The organism is uncultured Campylobacter sp. (assembly GCF_938015785.1).
Classification (GTDB): domain Bacteria; phylum Campylobacterota; class Campylobacteria; order Campylobacterales; family Campylobacteraceae; genus Campylobacter_B.
This window is the reverse complement of sequence record NZ_CALLWC010000037.1, coordinates 1-18452: the sequence shown is the minus strand read 5'-3', so window position 1 is coordinate 18452 and position 18452 is coordinate 1. Positions and strand designations below refer to the sequence as shown.

The window sequence follows — 18452 nt, the reverse complement described above, 5'->3', positions numbered from 1 at the left end:
TTTGAGCTATAATGTAAGATTAATTTGCACAAAAGGGCGAAAATGAACGATCTCATCACCATCACAGGCGCACGCGAACACAATCTGAAAAATATAAATTTGCAAATTCCAAAGGATAAACTCGTCGTTTTTACAGGTCTCAGCGGCAGCGGCAAGAGCACGCTGGCGTTTGATACGCTATATGCCGAGGGGCAGCGCAGATACGTCGAGAGCCTAAGCAGCTACGCTAGGCAGTTTTTGGACCGCGTAGGCAAGCCCGACGTCGATAAGATCGACGGTCTGACGCCTGCGATCGCGATCGATCAAAAAACGACGTCGAAAAATCCGCGCTCGACGGTGGGCACGATCACCGAAATTTACGACTATCTGAGACTGCTTTATGCGCGCGTGGGGGTACAGCACTGCCACAAATGCGGCAAGCCGATCTCAAAGATGAGCTCCAGCGACATCATCGCCGAGATTATGAAACTGCCGCGCGGCGCTAAAGTGATCTTAGGCGCGCCTTTGGTGCGCGAGAAAAAGGGCAGCTTCGCCGATATGTTGCAAAGCTTGCGCGAGCAGGGCTACGTGCGCGCTCAGATCGACGGCGTGCTGGTGCGACTGGACGAGGAGATCGAGCTAAGCAAGACGAAAAAGCACTCGATCAAGGTCATCATCGACCGCACGACCATCGACGAGGAAAATTCCATCCGTATCGCAAGCGACGTCGAAAAAGCGCTCAAGCTCAGCTTCGGCGAGCTTGAGGTGGAGATCGCAAACGCCGCCGAGCTTGGGCTCACTCAGAGCCTGATCCACTACAGCGAGCATATGGCGTGCTTTGATTGTAAAATTTCATTCAAGCCGCTCGAACCGCTCGCGTTTAGCTTCAACTCCCCAAAGGGCGCGTGCGAGAGCTGCGACGGGCTAGGGATAAAATTTAGCCTCGATCTAGGTAAGATCATCAACGAAAACGCCTCGATCGAGGGCGGCGCGATTAAAGTGATGTCGGGATTTAACAAGAGCTATTATTATAAATTTCTGCTCGGATTTTGCGAGGCAAACGGCATAAACGTAAAAATCCCGTATGCAAATTTAAGCGAGGAGCAAAAAAAGCTGATTCTTTACGGCAGCGTCAAAGAGATCGATTTTTACTGGAAAAAACATAAGCTCGTGCGTAAATTTGAGGGCGCGATCAAATACGCCTACGATCTGCTCAAAAACGAAAGCGATCTGGACGAGTATATGAGCGAAAAAATCTGCCCAGACTGCAGCGGGCTGCGCCTGCGCCCGGAAAGCCTAGCCGTAAAGGTCGCGGGGAAAGGCATCGGCGACGTGATAAATATGAGTATTGCAGACTGCGTGGAATTTTTCAGCGACGAGAAGCGGTTTTCAAATTTAAGCGAAAAGGACGCGCAGATCGCTGCGCCAATCCTAAAAGAGATCAACGAGCGGCTGTTTTTCTTAAAGGATGTGGGGCTTGGATACCTCACGCTGGGGCGTGATGCGCGCACCATCAGCGGCGGCGAGGCACAGCGTATCCGTATCGCAAGCCAGATCGGCTCTGGTCTTAGCGGCGTGATGTATGTACTCGACGAGCCTAGCATCGGGCTTCACGAGCGCGATACGCAAAAGCTCATCAAGACGCTGCGAAGCTTGCAAGAAAAGGGAAATTCCGTAATCGTCGTAGAGCACGATAAAAAGACGATCGAGGCGGCAGACTTCGTCGTGGATATCGGCCCCGGAGCGGGCAATCTAGGCGGCGAGGTCGTATTCGCAGGAGACGTCGCGCATCTGCTTAAAAGTAATACGCAAACCGCGCTGTATTTGAATAACCAAAAGGAGATAAACTACCAAAAGCACCGCAAACAAGAGCTTTGGCTAAGTATCAAAAACGTAAATATCAATAACATCCACGGCCTTTGCGCAAAATTTCCGCTGCGAAATTTAGTCGGCATCACGGGCGTTAGCGGCAGCGGCAAGAGCTCCTTGGTGCTGCAAACCATCCTGCCGACGGCACTTGAGGAGCTAAATCGCGCGAGGAAAGTGCACGCGGTAAAGGACGCTAAAATTTCGGGGCTTGATAGCCTGGATAAAGTGATCTACCTGGATCAAACCCCGATCGGACGCACCCCGCGCAGCAACCCCGCGACCTACACGGGGGTGATGGACGAGATCCGCGCGCTTTTTGCCGCGACGAAGGAAGCGCAGCTGCGCGGATACAAGATCGGCCGCTTCAGCTTCAACGTCAAGGGCGGGCGCTGCGAAAAATGCGCGGGCGAGGGCGAGATCACGATCGAGATGCACTTCCTGCCCGATATCAGCGTCGTTTGCGACGTGTGTCACGGCACGAGATACAATGCGCAGACGCTTGAAATTTTATACAAAAACAAAAGCATAGCCGACGTTTTGGCGATGAGTATCGACGAGGCGCTCGAGTTTTTCAAAGCCGTGCCTAAAATTTATCAAAAGCTAAAGACGCTCGCGGACGTCGGGCTCGGCTACGTTTCGCTAGGCCAGCCCGCCACTACGCTTAGCGGCGGCGAAGCACAGCGCGTCAAGCTCGCCAAGGAGCTAAGCCGCACCGACACGGGCAACACGCTCTATATCCTAGACGAGCCCACGACGGGGCTACATTTTGCAGACGTAGATCGCCTGGTAGCGGTGCTGCATCATTTGGTCGATCTGGGAAATTCCGTCTTTGTGATCGAGCACAATTTGGACGTCATCAAAAATTGCGATTACATCATCGATATGGGACCCGAGGGCGGCGAGGGCGGCGGACAGATCGTCGCTTGCGGCACCCCAGAAAAGCTTGCGAAAGATTTCAAAAAGACCGGTAGCTACACGGGGGAATTTTTGGCGCAGGAGCTAGCACAGATTAAAAGCACGAGGAAAAACAAGCGAGGTTAAAACGCCTTATCGGGGGCAAGAATGGATCAAAGCAGGCTAGATGAATTAAGAAAGCTACTACAAAAGCGGCATCAAGAGCCTAAGCAAGGCTTAGAACAAAATTCTAACGGCGAAAATTCTGGAACATCGAATTTTGGAGTCTCGAATTTCAAAGCTCAAAATTCCGAAATCTCGAATTCCGAAGTCTCAAATTTTGAAGCTTCTAATTTTAGAACCTTAAATTTCGAAGCCTCGAATTTTGAAATCCTGAATTCTGAACCTCCGAATTTCGAATCTCTGAATTCTAAAGCACCGAATTCCGCTCCTGACGCTTTAAATTTAGAAGCCGAAGCGGATCAGAATTCCGCCTGTGCAAACAACATAGAGCAGCAAAATTTTATATCCGATGACAGCGGCGTCTTACCGCAGAATTCCAAGGCTAGAGATTACGACAAAGAGCCGATAGTAATAAAAGATCATACTTATTATGAATTTATGATTTATCAATTTCCGGCGCTACTGATAGGTTTTATTATATTTTTGACTTTTGCTACCATAGTAAATCCCGTTAGTATTAAGACTTTTCGAATGCTTCCGTCTATATTGGTTTCATTGTTGACCGCAATTAGGGATAAAGACGGCATGTATTTTGAGTTTAAAAACGATAAAATTCTGTATTATTACAAAAACAAGATCCGTAAAATTTTCGAATTAAATAGTATAGGTGCGATGATAATTAGCTTTGATTGCAGGCACAGTATGCGGCAAAGGATAAATTGGTTTATAAAAATAGCACTACTTCTTTGGATTTTATTAATTTTTGCCGCCGATGCATACGATATGACAATCGGCGAAAGCATAACTGATATATTGTGTATTTTTGTTTTAGCCGCATCAGGAATTTTCGGAGCAAAGGCTATTGTACACCTGCGCAACGGTAGCCTCGGCTTTTTCGGTATTCACGATCAGCTTGTGCTTTATAAGGAAAACGCTGAGGTCGAGATACTAAATATCTTGATGGCAAATAAAGAGGAATATCTGCAGCTGAGAGATTATTTTATGCAGACGATGCAAAAAGATATAAGCAACCTGCAGCGTACGATGTCGATTTTCAACGAAAAGATAGAATTTAGAAAGTTTAAATTTTAAAAAGCGTATGTTATGGAGCAAATTGAAAAGGCAAGGAAAATTTTAGCCATTGCGGTTAGATAATAGAATTTCACCCAACAAATTCCATCCCGCGATACGGCGGAATGGAATTTTAAAATTTAAATTTAAAAGCACTAGCCGTTATATCCTAAGCGGCGCATATTTGCGCACGCGTCCTTGTAGCCGTAATAGCACGAGATGCGGTATAGATCAATGGCGTTGAATTTATTTTGCTCCACGCCTTCACCTTTTTCAAACATAGCTGCGAGCTTCTGGCAAGCAGGGAAGTTTTGAGAGAGCGTGCATGCGGCGTTGTAGGCATTGGCGGCGGAAGCATAGTCGCGCTTGGAATACATAGAATCCGCAAAATTTAGACACATTGCGCCATTGCCGTTTTTGCACGCATCGCTTTGCACGACGCCGCCTTGTAGGTTCATCGCACGGATACCGTCTTGAACGTCGGCAAAGGAATATTTGCCGCTCTTTGGCGCATCGACTGCGCTCTTTGGTGCGTTGCTAACGCAGCCTGCCAAAAATACCCCGGCGGCGATCAAAGCTAGAATTTTTTTCATATTTTGCTCCTTAATTTTTTGAAATTTGGCGACCCAAAACGTAATAGGTCTCTTTGCCCGCGACCTTTTGTAGCTTGAGCTTAAATTTTTCCGACCAAGAGCGGATAATCTCCTCCGCAGCGGTCTTGCGCTCCTCATTTGTAGCGTCGTTTTTGATCTTAAAATACGGGTTTGAATTAGACATCGCCACATGCGCGCCGTAAATTTTAAGCTTATCGTTCAGCCCCACGATGCGATCAAGTTCATTATCCTCAAAATCGCACTTCGATAAAATTCCTCGCAGCTGCGCGACCGTCGCGTCGTTTACGCTATATCCTAGCGCTAGCAAAATTCCATCTTCACTCATTCTCATCCTTTCAAAAAAATTTATCTGTTCGCTTGTGAAATCAAAACGCCTTCGATTATGCTTTTTATATCGCCGTCTAAAATCGCATCGGTTTGGCTATACGCCTCGCCGCTGCGATTATCCTTAACCTGCTGATACGGGAAAAGTACGTAGGAGCGGATCTGATGCCCCCAGCCAATCTCGCTTTTAGGCGTGTTCTCGTCCTTTTCGCGCTGCTTCATCAGCTCAAGCTCGTAAAGGCGAGATTTTAGCACCTTCATCGCCGTTTCTTTGTTTTTGTGCTGGCTTCTGTCGTTTTGGCAGTTTACTACGATGCCCGTCGGGATGTGCGTGATACGCACGGCACTTTCGGTTTTATTGATATGCTGCCCGCCTGCGCCGCTTGCGCGAAACACATCGATGCGGATATCCTTCTCTTCGATATTTATCTCGATATCATCATTTAGTTCGGGGCTTACCATCACGCTTGAAAAGCTCGTGTGTCTGCGCCCTGCACTATCAAATGGGCTTACGCGCACCAGGCGGTGGATACCGTTTTCGGCTTTCAGATATCCGTAGGCGTTCTCTCCGCGCACGATGAAGCTAACGTCTTTAAGACCCGCTTCCTCGCCCTCTTGAAAGTCCAAAACCTCGATCTTAAAGCCCTCTCTCTCGCAAAAGCGCAGATACATGCGGTATAGCATACTCGCCCAGTCGTTGCTCTCCGTACCGCCCGCGCCCGGATGAATGCTTACTATAGCGTTTTTATCGTCGTTTTCGCCGCTAAGCATCATAGAAATTTCTAAATTTATGATTTTGTCCTCTAACTCACCCGCTTCGGCAAAAAGCGAGTTTATCGTCTCCTCGTCGTTTTCCGAGTTTGCCAGCTCATATAAGCCCTTCGCGTCATCTACGGCGTTTTTAGCGTTTAGAAATTTATTTAAGATATTTGAAATTTTAGTTTTTTCTTTGCCGATGGCGCCTGCTTTTGCGACGTCCTGCCAGAGATTTTGATCGTTTTCAAGCTCCTCGATCTCTTTTAGGCGCGCTTTAATGTTCTCCGGTTTTACGACGCCTGCAATATTTTCGACTTTAGTACTTAGGGCTTTTAAAAGTTCCGTGTATTCGTAATTATCCAAAATTTAAGACCTTTTTTATGCTTTTGGCGTGATTATAACATATTTTGGATTAAGGTTGTTTATAAAATTTTATTTAAGGCAGGCATTATGAAGCATTTATCTATTAGGGATATCAAAACTTGCTTAATATTTCCGCGATTAATCAGTTTAAGCTCCGTCGAAAGATCGGGCAAAGGGTCATTTAGTAGCAGTTTTAGCTTTGCTTCTTCTAGCTTCAACTTTTTACAATCGGCTTTTTTGTCTTCAAGCATAGACACCACTAGTCTTAGCTTTTCTTTTGTCATTTCGCTTTGCACGAAAGTACCTTATATACGATAATAGAACACAGAAAAGCTGCAATGGAGCATGCAAAATACGCCCAAATTTCTCCGATAGTTTTTTCAAGAAGCGCGTGCAGTCCTAGCAAAAAGAAAACCAAGCCTATAATGCAAATCACGCCCGTAATTATATTTAGTAAAACCGAGTTGGCGCTCTTTAAAAAAGAGCGCCTGATATCGCTAGCTTGAGCGTCTACGAGCTCTACTACCGAAACTATAAATTCAGATATGCCGGCCATTATTTTTTCAGCAACCAAGCGAGCAAAAACCCGACGCCCGCAGCGATAGCGACGCTTTTTATCGGGTCTTGTTTTATCGTGTCATTTACGCTTTCTATGCCGTCTTTGCCTTTGAGCCTTAGATCATCTATATATTTTTTGATCTCATTGCTATTTAGCTGATCTAGAATTTTATCTTTAGCAGACTCCGCACGCTCTACGCCTATGTTTTTGATAGACTTCATAATCTCTTTAAAATCCGCTTTTAAAGAGTCGATATCTTTTTTCAAAGAATCTAAATTTGTCTCTTGAGTAGCCATTTTCGCTCCTTTTGAAGTTTATTTTAGAGCTAAAGCTCATGGTAGATTTTAGTACTTATTGATTAACGCTCGCTAAATAGACCGCCCTTTCGCGCTTAATTTATACCTTTAATATTTTTTGATATAATTGCCAGCCTAATATTTTATATTGAAAAGAGAGAACAATGCAGATCATTAGAAGCGTAGAGGAGCTAAAAAGCTTCAGAGCAGCGGCAAGCGGCAGCGTGGGCTTCGTGCCTACTATGGGGGCCTTGCACGCGGGGCATGCGAGCCTCATAAAAAGAGCGCGGAACGAAAACGACATCGTAATCGTCTCCGCATTCCTCAATCCGGCGCAGTTTTTGCCCGGCGAGGATCTAAACAGCTACCCAAAAAACGAAGCGAGCGATATTAAAATTTGCGAAAGCCTCGATGTGAACGCGCTTTTTATCCCAAGCGCGGATGAAATTTACGGCACGGAGGAGCCAGCAATCATAGCACCTAAGCCAATAAGTGAAATTTTAGAAGGCAAAACGCGCCCGGGGCACTTCAACGGGGTGCTTAAGGTGCTAAATAAGTTTTTTAATCTCGTGCGTCCGCTCAACGTATATATGGGCAAAAAGGACACCCAACAGCTTTTCATCGTGCAAAATATGGTAAAGAGCTTTTTTATGGATATAAACATCGTGCCCTGTGAGATCGTACGCGAGAGCGACGGCTTGGCGCTTAGCTCGCGCAACACCTATTTGGATGAGGAGGGAAAACTTATGGCGCTTAAGCTTTCGCGCTCCTTGCTAAATGCCAGCTCGCTTATTAAAAAAGGCGAGATCAGCCTAAACATCGTCCGCGAAAAGATGCTTAGCGTGCTTGAGCCGCTAGCGGTCGATTACATAGCGTTCGTGGATTATAAATTTAATGAAATTTCGCAGATCAAGCAAGGCGATACGATAATCCTGCTTGCCGCAAAGGTCGGCACAACCCGCCTGATCGATAATATCTGGCTGTAAAATGGCAAAACTCCATCTCGTTTCTCTAGGCTGCAATAAAAATTTAGTCGACTCCGAGATCATGCTCGGGCGTCTGCAAAACTATGAGCTCACGGATGAGCCTGCTAGCGCGGACGTGATGATCGTAAATACCTGCGGCTTCATAGCAAGTGCCAAGCAGGAGAGTATCCGCACGATTTTGAAGCTTAGCGAGCAGAAAAAAAGCGGCGCGCTGCTGGTCGTCACGGGCTGTCTGATGCAGCGCTACAAGGATGAGCTCATGCGCGAGCTGCCCGAGGTCGATATTTTCAGCGGCGTTGGCGACTACGATAAAATCGATGAGATGATTTTAAAAAAGCAGAATTTATTCAGCCCGCAAACCTATCTGCAAAGTCCCGCGCCTACCTCTTCGCGTGTGATAACGGGCTCAAACTACCACGCTTACGTTAAAATTTCAGAGGGCTGTAATCAAAAATGCTCTTTCTGCGCCATTCCGAGCTTCAAAGGTCGCCTAAAAAGCCGCAGTATCGAGGACATCGAAGCGGAGGTACGCAGTTTGGTAGCGCGCGGATTTTACGATTTTAGCTTTATAGCGCAGGATTCCAGCAGCTTCGGTCGCGATCTAAGACGCAGTAACAAGGGCGGATCAAATTTTAAAGGCTCCGAAGGCGAGTTAAATTTTGCGGGCTTTCGCGACGGGCAGAATTCCGATGACTCAAACGGCGGCGCGGCAGATAAAATTTCCGCTCAAGGCAGGCTCACCCGCGGCAAGGGCTCTAGCGAGGAGAGCGCGAGCGATGAAATAGCTGATGAGTGGGGCGCCGACCTAGTCGCGCTGATAAAACGCATCGAAAAAATAAAGGGCGTAAAGGTCGCGCGCGTGCTATATCTCTACCCCACCAGCACCGACGAGCGACTCATCCGCACGATCGTGGGCTCACCCGTTTTCGCAAATTACTTCGACATGCCGATTCAGCACATAAACGACAAAATGCTAAGCCTGATGAAGCGCGGCGCGAGCGCGGCGCGGATCAAAGAGCTTTTAAATTTAATGCGAAGTGCGCCGGGCGCATTTTTACGAACGGGCGTCATCGTCGGACACCCAGGCGAAACAGACGTAGAATTTGACGAGCTTTGCGACTTTTTGCAGGAGTTTAAATTTGATAGAATTTCAGCTTTTGCCTACAGCAAGGAGGAGGATACGGTGAGCTTTGCGATGCCGCAGATCCCCGCACGGACAATTAGTCGCCGTCTGAATAAAATCGAAAAAATCACGCGCGAAGCGATAGATAGCAGCATGCACGCGCTCGTAGGCAAAAAGATGCCCCTAATAATCGAAGGTGCCAGCAGCGAGGGCGAGTTTTTTTACGGCGCCAAGCCTCTTTCATGGGACAAGGACATCGACGGCGAAATTTTAATCAACGAAAGCTGCGTGCAAAATCTAAAAGTAGGCGGTCTATACGAGTGCGAAATCACGGAATTTGCGGGCGATAGGCTGCTTGCGCGAGTGCTAAAAAGCTCGCAAGGACGATGAAAAACTCGCCCGAAATTCCAAGCAAAATTCTAGCCTTGCTGCGGGCTGGCAAAAATCTGCTTGCTTTTTCGCACGGCGTCGATAGCACGGCGCTTTTTTACCTTTTAAACGAGGCGGGCGTGAAATTCGACCTTGCGATCGTGGATTATAATGTCCGCGCGCAGAGCAAAGACGAAGTCGCTTCGGCAAGGTATTTGGCGGTCAAATTTAACAAACAAATTTACGTAAAAAGCGTACGACTGGGCACGTCAAATTTCGAGCACGAGGCACGCGCGGCCAGATATGAGTTTTTTGGCCAAATTTGCCGCGAGCAGGGTTATGAAAATTTGATTTTGGCGCATCAGTTTGACGATAAATTCGAGTGGTTTTTGATGCAGCTTGGGCGCGGTGCAGGGCTTAGCGAGCTACTTGGCATGCAAGAGCTTGAGCCCCGCGATGACTACGTGATCGCTCGTCCGCTTTTAGGCGTGCGAAAGTGCGAGCTGGAGCGGTTTTTACGTGAGCAAAACCTAAAATACTTCACCGACGAGACAAATTTAACGGAGCAGTTTAAGCGTGGCTTTATTCGCGCTAAATTTAGCGAGCCGTTTTTAAACGAGTGCTCTAGCGGCGTGAAAAAGAGCTTTGAGTTTTTGGCGGCTGACGCGTTAAGCTTAACTCCCGAAATTTCTAATCCCGCGCCTAAAATTTATCTCATAAAACGCGGCCGGGGCGAGATTCGCGGCGTGGATCTTGCCTGCAAGAGGCTAGGACTCGTGCTAAGCTCGGCGCAGCGAAACGAATGCGCGCGCTGCCTAGAAAACGGCGCCGACTGCGTGCTAGGCGGAAAGGTAGCCGTCGGAGCGGGCGCAAATTTTATTCTAGTAACGCCATATATCAAAGCGACGATGGACAAGAAATTTAAAGAAGCGTGCAGACAGCTCGCCATCCCACCGATAAACCGCGGATTTTTATTTGCCGCAGGCGCGGATCTTGCGCTATTTGAGGAGCTTTTATGAGCGTTTATTTTACCTCCGATCTACACTTCGGCCACGAGCTGGTGCTGAAAAAATATCCAAATTTTAGAAAAGGCGCAAACGTAGCCGAGATGGATGAAAATCTCATCGCCGCTTGGAACGCGCTTGTTACACCCGAGGATCTCGTCTATAATCTCGGCGACGTGTCCTTTCACAAGGATTTTGCGCACACTTGCGAGTTACTTCGCAGACTAAACGGGCGACATTTTTTGGTGCTCGGCAACCACGATGGGCGTATCGCCGCAATGAAAAACGAACTGCTAAGCGGACGCAAGGCGGACGGTAATTTTATGTTTGAGCAGATCGTGGGATATGCCTTTGTGCGTCTATCGCATAAGAGAGCGGCTCTGTCTCACTACCCGATGATCGAGTGGGCAAACTGCCATTATGGCGCGCTGATGCTCTACGGTCACCTGCATGCAGATATCGCCGAGGTTTCAGGCAGAGCGCTAAACGTAGGTTTTGATCTGCACGGCAAAATTTTAAGCGAGGACGAGGTGTGGTCGTATCTGAAAGATATCCCTCCCAAAGCGCATCACGCAAGCGAGCTAGAAGGCATTAGCGATAGCGACGACATGGAACAAAGGCGGATTCTGATAGAAAATTTTTTAAGCAAAATTAATCGGGATTTGTGAAAAAGATAAAATTTACGGCGCAAGACGGACCCTTTGCGGCAAATAAGTTTAAATTTAAAAGCGAGCCGTTAAATACGGATAATTTTACCTAGTCAAAATTCCATTATGTAACGCGAGATAAATTTAACAAAACGCAACCGCGAACAAGCAACTAAATCGTATCAAGCAAGCGCAATACTGCAAAGATAAAATTTTAAAATTCTGCCTAGGTACGGAGCGAAAAATTTGATCTAGCGGGCTTCCAGCATCGCGATTTTGTTGATGTAATCGGCGAAATTTAGATTTATCAAATTTGTTTTGATGAAGATGCGCGTGAAAATCACATAACCGATCTCGTTGCTAAGCGTGCCGTCGGAGTAGATGAAAACGTTGGTGAGAAACTCGCTATTTTCGGATTTGTAGAAGGTCTCGATCTGAAAATTTAAAAGCTCGTAAAAAAGCTCGTCCGCGTCGCTCATCGCCGCCTGCATCTCCTCGTCGATACGCATTATATCGGCGTAGAGCACGCGCTCTTGGTTGGCAACGACGAAACATGCGCGGTTATTAAATTTCAGTGCGAACATCGCCATGTTTTCAAAATCGCTTTGATTTTTTAGCAAGAAGTATAAAATTTTAAATAAACTAGCGTGCGAGCTAAATTCTATTCCAAAAGTCTCATCCGCCGCCTGTGCACTTGCGCGAGGAAATTCCACTATGAAGCTATCATCGACTTTTTGATAAATGCTATTTTCTTTAATCATATAATCCTCGTTAAAATGCACTCTTTGATTTTCGTCGTCAATCAGCACGCAGGAGATTAAATTTTTATCACTCAGATCCGCAAAGCCCGCTAGCGAGGCAGCCAGATCGTTTTCTTGCGCTATAGAAAAGCGATCGGATTTCTCATCCAAAATTCTTTTGCCAAAACCCAATTTTCTATAAAAAAACTCGCATGCGTCGGCACTTTTAGCGACGCCGAGGAATGATTTTGCTTTAAATAGTGCCATTTTTTCTCCTAAAATTGCAATTATACCGAAACACTATTATTTCAAACTAAAATTTAACGTCCTGCTCGGCGCTTGCAAAAAGCAGTTGCCTGATCGCCTCTTTGCCCGCATCGAGGCTAAGCCCAGTTAAATTTAACGGCGCGCTGAGGCTATAATTTATGCGCGAAAACGGCTTTGGCAAGACCATCTCGTCCCAGCTGCGAAATTTCCAAAAACTGCTCGCTTCGTAATTTAGCGCGTAAATGTCTAAGTTTAGCCGCTGCGCAAGGATCACGGCACCGTCGGCGACGCTGTGAAGGGGACCGCGCGGACCGTCGGGAGTGATGATGACGTCGGTGCCGCTTTTTATCTCTTTGATCGCGCCCATAAGTGCGCGCGCACCGCCTTTGAAACTGCTGCCGCGGATCGCACCGATGCCGAAATGCGAGATCACGCGCGTAATTATCTCGCCGTCTTTGTGATCTGAGATGATGACCTTAGCGCGCCTCTTGCCGCCGAAATCCCGCAACCACCAGCGCCTATATGCAAAGCTCATCATCGCTAGCCTTCCATGCCAAAATACGACGACGCAGGGCTTTCCGGGCAGCTTCGTGGGGGTAAATTTAACCCTACACGTTAAAAAAATACACCAAATCAGGATAAAAATGAGATATTCGGCGACGCGGAAAAACAACCGCTTTTTAAGCGATAACTTGTCCATAAAGCGCCATTCTGGCGGTCTTTTCGATACGCACTCTGCGCGTTTTGCCTAGCAGCTCTTCGCCACCTTGCGCGCAGATTAAAAAATTTGAAAAGCTTCTACCGCACGCAGTGCCGCTCTCTCGCAGCTCCTCGAAATACACGTCGAAAATTTTATCTTTTTGCGCTCCTGCGATCTCGTCTAAAATTTTAGCGTGAGCGCTTTGCAGCCTGCTTAATCTTTCGCTTGAAATTTCATCATCAAGCGGCTTTAAGCTTGCCGCAGGCGTGAGCGGTCGCGGGCTAAATTTAAAGGAAAAAACCTGCTCGAATCTCACCGCTTCTAACACTTCCATCGTCTCGGCAAAATCCTCCTCGCTCTCGCTCGGATAGCCCACGATAATATCGGTGCTAATCGCCGCGCTCGGGCAGCTTTGGCGCAGTTTAAGCGCGCGGTCTAGATACCACTGCTTGGTATATCCACGCTTCATATCGCGCAAAACCTTGCTGGAGCCGCTTTGCAGCGGCATGTGCATCGATTTGCAAATTTTAGGATTATTGCAAAAAACGTCCAAAAATTTATCATCCATATGCAGCGGATGCGGGCTTGTAAAGCGGATGCGCTCGATGCCCTCTATCTCGCTAAGCCGCACGAGCAGGTCGCTGAAGTCGATTTTTTCGTGTGCGTTAGAGAAGCGCTTGCCATAATTATTGACGTTTTGTCCGAGCAAAAATATCTCTTTGGCGCCGCGAGCGGCGGATCTTTCGGCTTCGCGCAAGATGATTTGAGCGGGGATCGAAATTTCATCGCCTCTAGTTTGCGGTACGATGCAGTAGGAGCACTTTTTGTCGCAGCCGATCATTATATTTATGAAGGATTTATATGGCGAGCTCGCAAAATCGCCGAAAGCAAACTCGCTCTCGTCGTAGTTTATGTCCGTGCTGATAAATTTAGGCGTACGTACGGCTTGTGAAATTTTAGATACGTTTCTGGCGCCAAGTACGAAATCCACGAATGGCGCGCGCTTAAAAATTTCTCCGCCCAGATGACTTGCGGTGCAGCCGCAAACGCCGATTTTGGAGCCCTTTTTTCTAGCTTTATCGAATGCTCCGATCTCGCTAAAGAGCTTATGCACGGGCTTTTCGCGCACGGAGCAGGTGTTTATTAAGATCAGATCCGCAATATTTACGTCGTCGGTAATCTCGTAATCTTGCTCTTTTAGCTGCGCGATAATATGCTCGCTATCGCGCACGTTCATCGCGCAACCTAGGGTCTGGATGAAGAGGAGTTTACTCAAAGGATATGCACCTCGTACATATACTCGTTTTCGTTCAGCCCGTATCGCACTATGCGCTGATACACGCTAAAACCCTTAGTATCGAAAAAATCCACCAAAGCGACTAAATCTTTTTGAGAATTTTCTCTATCCAGATAAAATATTTTCTGTCCGCTCTTTTCTACTTGGGCTTGCAAATCCTCGATCTTAACGCTTTTTGGCTTAGAGGCGAGCTCCGTTCTGGCAAGTTTTAGCTGCATGATCTATCCTTTCATTTATGTTTTAAACCCGCGAGTTTAGCGAAATTTAGATAATAATTCGTTTAAATAAAAATAAAGTCAAAATTCCATATAATACCGCACTTCAAAATTTAAAATCCAAATTTAGTAGCACGAAATCAAATCTTAAGGAAAATTTATGGAAAAAATCACCGACATCATCGAGTCGATTGCAAACGAAAAGGGGCTTGAGCCCGCGGACGTTAAAGAGCGCGTCAAAACGGCGTTCATCCAGACCGCAAAAAGACTTTTCGGCGAGGAGTATCTCTACGACAGCGAAGTCGATCCGCAGACTAAACGCGTTAAGCTCTACCAAAAGGTCCACGTCGTCGCGGATGATGATGAGCGGCTCGGCGATCACAACTTCATCGCGCTAAGCGAAGCCAAAAAAATAGGCGAAAACGCGGAGATCGGTGATGAGCTAAGCTACGAAATAAATATCGAAAGCCTCGGCCGCACGGCTTCCGGTATACTGGCCAGAGAGCTAAATTTTCACATCCAAAGGCTGCTTGAAGAGAAAATTTTTGAAAACTATAAAAGCAAAGTGGGCACCCTCACCCACGGCACGGTCACCAAGATCGATCACGACGGCACGACCTACGTAGAGATCGAGGATACGAAAGCCTTTATGCCGCTTAAAAACCGCATCAAGGGCGAGAATTTCAAAATCGGCGACGTGCTGCAAGCCGTCATCAAAAACGTAGCCATCGACAAATCTCACGGCATCAGGCTGGAACTTTCGCGCACCAGCCCGAAATTCCTAGAAGCCCTACTCGCTGCCGAAGTCCCAGAGATCAAAGACGGCAGCGTCATCATCCAAGCCTGCGCCAGAATCCCCGGCAGGCGAGCCAAGATCGCACTTAGCGCCGTCTCGCCAAATGTCGATCCGGTAGGCGCTACCGTCGGCAAAGGAGGCGCTCGCATCGACGCGGTGAGTAGATTTTTAAGCAAAAATTTGCAAGACGGAAGCGGCGGCGAGAGCATCGACGCGTTTGAATACTCCGCAAGCCCCGAAATTTTAATCACTCGCGCGATGGCGCCCGCGATCGTAAATTCAGTCAAAATAGCCGAGGACGGCAAGGCGATCGTCTACGTAAACCCCGATCAAAAAAGCAAAGCGATCGGTAAAAACGGTCTAAACATCCGCCTCGCCTCGATGCTGTGCGGCTGCGAGATTGAGCTTATCGAAACCGGCTCAGCGAGCGAGAAAAAGGTCTCCAAGGAAGAAGGTCTTAAAAATCTCGAAGCGCTTTTCGGCGAGCTGTAAAGCTCACGCGCTTTGCTTTTTGAAATTTTGTAAGTTACGCTTTTTATAAAATTTTATTCTTTTGGGATTTTACGAATTGTAAATTTCGTGTTTTGAAAATTCTGCAGCAAGGCGGAATTTTGTTTTGCGTGTAGAATGTGCAAAATTTGAAGCGAGCGGTAATTTTGCGAATTCGGTAGCTAGCGAAATTTATAAAATTTAATGCTCTGCAGAATTCTAATACGAAATTTTACGGAAGAAATTTCGCGCGCACGCACGTTTGGATTTTTGCTGCAGAATTCTAATACGAAATTTTACGGAGTACGGAATTTCAAAATTTAAAGTCAAAGCGAAATTTTGACCGAAATTTTACGGCGCAGAATTCTAAGCTTAAATTTTATTCATGCGCGGATTTGAATTGATGCTATATTTAAATTTACACAGCGCGCAAAATTCCGCCCCAAGATAAGCTGCGCCTAGCGCTCGTATAAAATTTCGATGCCGCCGTAGTGCCAAAATGCCTTCGGCGCGAGGTATTCTCCGCCCAGGACAGCTAAGCTTAGCTTAAAATACTGCGGCGAGAATTCTGTGATTTTAGAGATTTCCTGCTCAAGTAGCGTCGTGCAGTATAGGTTCGCTTCGCCGCGAGGTCTTAGCGTAAAACCCTCGCCGAGGCGCTTAAGTAAAGAAGCGGCGAGGCGCGCCTTTTGCTCCTCGCTTAAAAATTTCATCCGCACCGCGCCGAAGTCTCGCGCATGCGCCAAGAACTCCTGCATCGAAACGGCCGCGACGCCGTCTCGCTCGCCCTCGCCCGTTACGGCATGCACCACCAAAAGCGGGTGCTCGCGCACGATCATGCCTACGTGCGAGTATTTAAAATCCGTCGCGGTCGCGATTATGCGGCTGTCGGTGACGTCGCCTAGGCGAAAGACGAGATCGCCCGTGCGTAGGTTTGATAAAATTTCATCCGGTACCCGTAGCGGCTCTTTTGCCGTAGGCGCGCGCGTTAGCGTCCAAAGCTCGCCAAGCCCACCTGTGACAAATATCAAGCAGATAAGAAACTTTTTCGCTAAAGCGAGACTTTCCACTTGCCGTCTTTTTTGACGAGTTTAACGCTCTCGGTGCGGTTCGTGCCGTTTTTAAAAGACACGGCGACTTTCACGAGCGCCGATTTCTCGTCGCTATTTTGCAGCTCGCCCGAGATACTCTTTAGCCCGCCGCGCTTAGAGGCCTCCTCCTTGCCGGCGCCCGCCATTTGCATCAGTTTGCCGTTTATTATCTGCATCGCACCGTCGTCGGACCTATCCTTGTCCGGTATATAAACAAGATCTACCAAAATCTTGGAATCTCCCTCATATAGGGCTCTTACGAAGTCTTCGGCAACGCCTTTTGGATCGCTGCCGCAGCCCGCTAAAACGAATATCGCAATGAGTGCAAGTAGAAATTTTTTCATAAGCTCTCCTCGTAGAAATTTTGAAATTTTATATACGAGCGGTGAATATTTTTTAAATTTTAACCTTTCTGCTCGGGGGAATTTATATCGCGTTTGGATTTGCAAAAAGGGTATTCGGTCGTGCTTTTGCTGAATTAAAATAGAATTTTGCATTCGAAGGAAAGCTCGTCTTGCCTTGGTAAAATTTTATCTTGCCAAAGCAAAATTTTATAACAGTTTCTGCGAACCGTGTCTTGCGACACACCACTCAAACGGCGCCCAAACTCATTCGGTAGCGCGTGAGGCAAGCTTTGCTTGTCGGAACTGAAATTTAGCCGTATTTTGCGGCTAAAATTTTAAAATTTAAATGTCGCCTTCGTGGGATTGCTCGCTCGCGATTTAGCTTTTTGCTGCGACGCTCGCGAAATTATAAACAAATTTTACCCAAATAGGGCTATAATCCAATAATTCATTTCATAAAGGAATATCATGGAGACATGGGTGGCTTGGGCGCTTGCATCAGCACTCTTTGCGGCGCTGACTGCGATATTTGCAAAAATCGGGCTTGAAGGGATCAACTCTCACTTTGCGACTTTTATCCGCACGATCATCATAGCCTTTTGCCTCGCCGTGTTCCTACGCTACGCTAAAGCCTGGCAGCCGCTATCTAGTCTGAGCCCTCGCAACTGGGTATTTTTGATACTAAGCGGATTAGCTACGGGCGCATCATGGCTAGCATATTTCAAAGCTCTGCAAATCGGCAAAGCCTATCAAGTAGCACCGATCGATAAACTAAGCGTAGTGCTCGTTGTAATAATTGCAGTGATCTTTTTAGGCGAGCGCCCGAGTCTTCGCGAATGGCTCGCGCTAGCACTAATCGGCGCAGGCGTGATAATACTAGCATTTAAATAGGGTGAAATTTGCTTTAAATCTATCTCTTGTGGTCTTTTTAACCGCCACGCTCGCGCTATACTATACGCTTTGTCATCAGATAAACACACTGCCGGTTTCTGCAAAATTGCCGCCCTAAACCATTATGATTTATTATGGCTTGACTTTAGCCTACACTTTCTAGGCATTATTTGAAACGCGCCGGTAATCGATTTGCCGATACCTTGCTGTAGTTAGGCGGTCTTTAAGGTAATTTTAGTTCTGCTTAAAAGTAGTGAGATTGAAATTTATGAGAAATCAGGGATTCACACCTTAAAATTCCAAAAAATATCGGCTCGCCGTACCATAAAATAAAATTGCATCCGCAAGTTTAAATCGAATTGTAAACTTCTAAATCTACAGTATAGTCGAGTAAGCTAATTACGCAAGATTCGAATTGAAATCTTGCACACTTCCATAGCTCCCGCCTAAATTTATACGCTTGCTATCTAACCCTTGCAATCGCCGCAAGCGCTAGACTTGTAGAATAATAAGTAAGGTCGGGAGAAATTTTACTCTCCCTTACCCTTTTTGCCCCTCTTACCTTTAGCTTTAGATGGTCCCTCT

The 18452-nt window shown here is 46.9% G+C and carries 19 protein-coding genes; 8 read left to right on the top strand and 11 right to left on the bottom strand.

All coding sequences use genetic code 11. From position 1 onward, the window contains the following. Positions 1–42: 42 nt before the first annotated feature. Both uvrA and Q0393_RS05375 read left to right on the top strand, forming a co-directional pair. Positions 43–2889, top strand: a complete 2847-nt coding sequence (uvrA, locus tag Q0393_RS05380) for an excinuclease ABC subunit UvrA (protein WP_298978483.1) — start codon at positions 43–45, stop codon at positions 2887–2889. Between the two features lie 21 nt (positions 2890–2910). Next, positions 2911–4017, top strand: a complete 1107-nt coding sequence (locus Q0393_RS05375) for a hypothetical protein (RefSeq protein WP_298978481.1) — start codon at positions 2911–2913, stop codon at positions 4015–4017. A gap of 134 nt (positions 4018–4151) precedes the next feature. On the opposite strand, the gene Q0393_RS05370 is transcribed toward Q0393_RS05375, so the two are convergent. The 5 genes from Q0393_RS05370 to Q0393_RS05350 form a co-directional block, all read right to left on the bottom strand. Then, on the bottom strand, positions 4152–4589 hold the full coding sequence (locus tag Q0393_RS05370) for a hypothetical protein (RefSeq protein ID WP_297881919.1): 438 nt from the start codon (positions 4587–4589) through the stop codon (positions 4152–4154). Positions 4590–4599: 10 nt separating this feature from the next. After that, positions 4600–4935, bottom strand: a complete 336-nt coding sequence (locus tag Q0393_RS05365) for a hypothetical protein (protein WP_005870061.1) — start codon at positions 4933–4935, stop codon at positions 4600–4602. A 20-nt stretch (positions 4936–4955) separates the two neighbouring features. Further along, on the bottom strand, positions 4956–6053 hold the full coding sequence (gene prfB / locus Q0393_RS05360) for a peptide chain release factor 2 (RefSeq protein ID WP_298978480.1): 1098 nt from the start codon (positions 6051–6053) through the stop codon (positions 4956–4958). A 59-nt stretch (positions 6054–6112) separates the two neighbouring features. Beyond that, entirely contained in the window at positions 6113–6349 is a 237-nt protein-coding gene (locus tag Q0393_RS05355; RefSeq protein WP_291935601.1) for a hypothetical protein, read from the bottom strand. 259 nt (positions 6350–6608) lie between these two features. Then, positions 6609–6908, bottom strand: a complete 300-nt coding sequence (locus Q0393_RS05350; RefSeq protein ID WP_297944964.1) for a DUF883 domain-containing protein — start codon at positions 6906–6908, stop codon at positions 6609–6611. Between the two features lie 164 nt (positions 6909–7072). Here Q0393_RS05350 and panC point away from each other — a divergent pair, with 164 nt between their 5' ends. The 4 genes from panC to Q0393_RS05330 are packed head-to-tail and all read left to right on the top strand — an operon-like array spanning position 7073 to position 11058. Continuing rightward, positions 7073–7894, top strand: coding sequence for a pantoate--beta-alanine ligase (gene panC, locus Q0393_RS05345; protein WP_298978478.1), 822 nt, complete (start codon positions 7073–7075; stop codon positions 7892–7894). A 1-nt stretch (position 7895) separates the two neighbouring features. Then, the gene (locus tag Q0393_RS05340) at positions 7896–9407 is read left to right on the top strand and encodes a MiaB/RimO family radical SAM methylthiotransferase (RefSeq protein WP_298978476.1); all 1512 of its coding nucleotides are present in this window, start codon (positions 7896–7898) and stop codon (positions 9405–9407) included. Next, the gene (gene tilS / locus Q0393_RS05335; protein ID WP_298978474.1) at positions 9404–10405 is read left to right on the top strand and encodes a tRNA lysidine(34) synthetase TilS; all 1002 of its coding nucleotides are present in this window, start codon (positions 9404–9406) and stop codon (positions 10403–10405) included. The genes Q0393_RS05340 and tilS overlap by 4 nt, the downstream gene beginning before the upstream one ends. Further along, complete coding sequence (locus tag Q0393_RS05330; protein ID WP_298978472.1) at positions 10402–11058, top strand: metallophosphoesterase; 657 nt, start codon at positions 10402–10404, stop codon at positions 11056–11058. Before tilS ends, Q0393_RS05330 begins: the two co-directional genes overlap by 4 nt. A 230-nt stretch (positions 11059–11288) precedes the next feature. On the opposite strand, the gene Q0393_RS05325 is transcribed toward Q0393_RS05330, so the two are convergent. From Q0393_RS05325 to Q0393_RS05310, 4 genes are read right to left on the bottom strand one after another with little or no spacing between them, the layout of a single operon-like run. Next, on the bottom strand, positions 11289–12044 hold the full coding sequence (locus Q0393_RS05325; RefSeq protein WP_298978470.1) for a hypothetical protein: 756 nt from the start codon (positions 12042–12044) through the stop codon (positions 11289–11291). A gap of 46 nt (positions 12045–12090) precedes the next feature. Further along, the gene (locus tag Q0393_RS05320; RefSeq protein WP_298978469.1) at positions 12091–12744 is read right to left on the bottom strand and encodes a lysophospholipid acyltransferase family protein; all 654 of its coding nucleotides are present in this window, start codon (positions 12742–12744) and stop codon (positions 12091–12093) included. Then, entirely contained in the window at positions 12725–14020 is a 1296-nt protein-coding gene (gene miaB, locus Q0393_RS05315) for a tRNA (N6-isopentenyl adenosine(37)-C2)-methylthiotransferase MiaB (RefSeq protein WP_298978467.1), read from the bottom strand. The genes Q0393_RS05320 and miaB overlap by 20 nt, the downstream gene beginning before the upstream one ends. Next, a complete protein-coding gene (locus Q0393_RS05310) occupies positions 14017–14259 on the bottom strand; it encodes an HP0268 family nuclease (protein ID WP_298978465.1) in 243 nt (80 codons plus the stop codon). The genes miaB and Q0393_RS05310 overlap by 4 nt, the downstream gene beginning before the upstream one ends. A gap of 157 nt (positions 14260–14416) precedes the next feature. Between Q0393_RS05310 and nusA the strand changes: the two genes are divergently transcribed. Then, entirely contained in the window at positions 14417–15544 is a 1128-nt protein-coding gene (nusA, locus tag Q0393_RS05305; RefSeq protein WP_298978463.1) for a transcription termination factor NusA, read from the top strand. Positions 15545–15999: 455 nt separating this feature from the next. Here nusA and Q0393_RS05300 read toward each other — a convergent pair whose 3' ends face one another. Then, positions 16000–16611: a YiiX/YebB-like N1pC/P60 family cysteine hydrolase gene (locus Q0393_RS05300; RefSeq protein ID WP_298978461.1), complete on the bottom strand. Its 612-nt coding sequence runs from the start codon at positions 16609–16611 to the stop codon at positions 16000–16002. Further along, the gene (locus tag Q0393_RS05295) at positions 16593–16976 is read right to left on the bottom strand and encodes a DUF4878 domain-containing protein (RefSeq protein ID WP_298978459.1); all 384 of its coding nucleotides are present in this window, start codon (positions 16974–16976) and stop codon (positions 16593–16595) included. The genes Q0393_RS05300 and Q0393_RS05295 overlap by 19 nt, the downstream gene beginning before the upstream one ends. A 468-nt stretch (positions 16977–17444) precedes the next feature. Here Q0393_RS05295 and Q0393_RS05290 point away from each other — a divergent pair, with 468 nt between their 5' ends. Beyond that, a complete protein-coding gene (locus tag Q0393_RS05290; RefSeq protein WP_298978457.1) occupies positions 17445–17867 on the top strand; it encodes an EamA family transporter in 423 nt (140 codons plus the stop codon). The last annotated feature ends 585 nt before the right edge of the window (positions 17868–18452 follow it).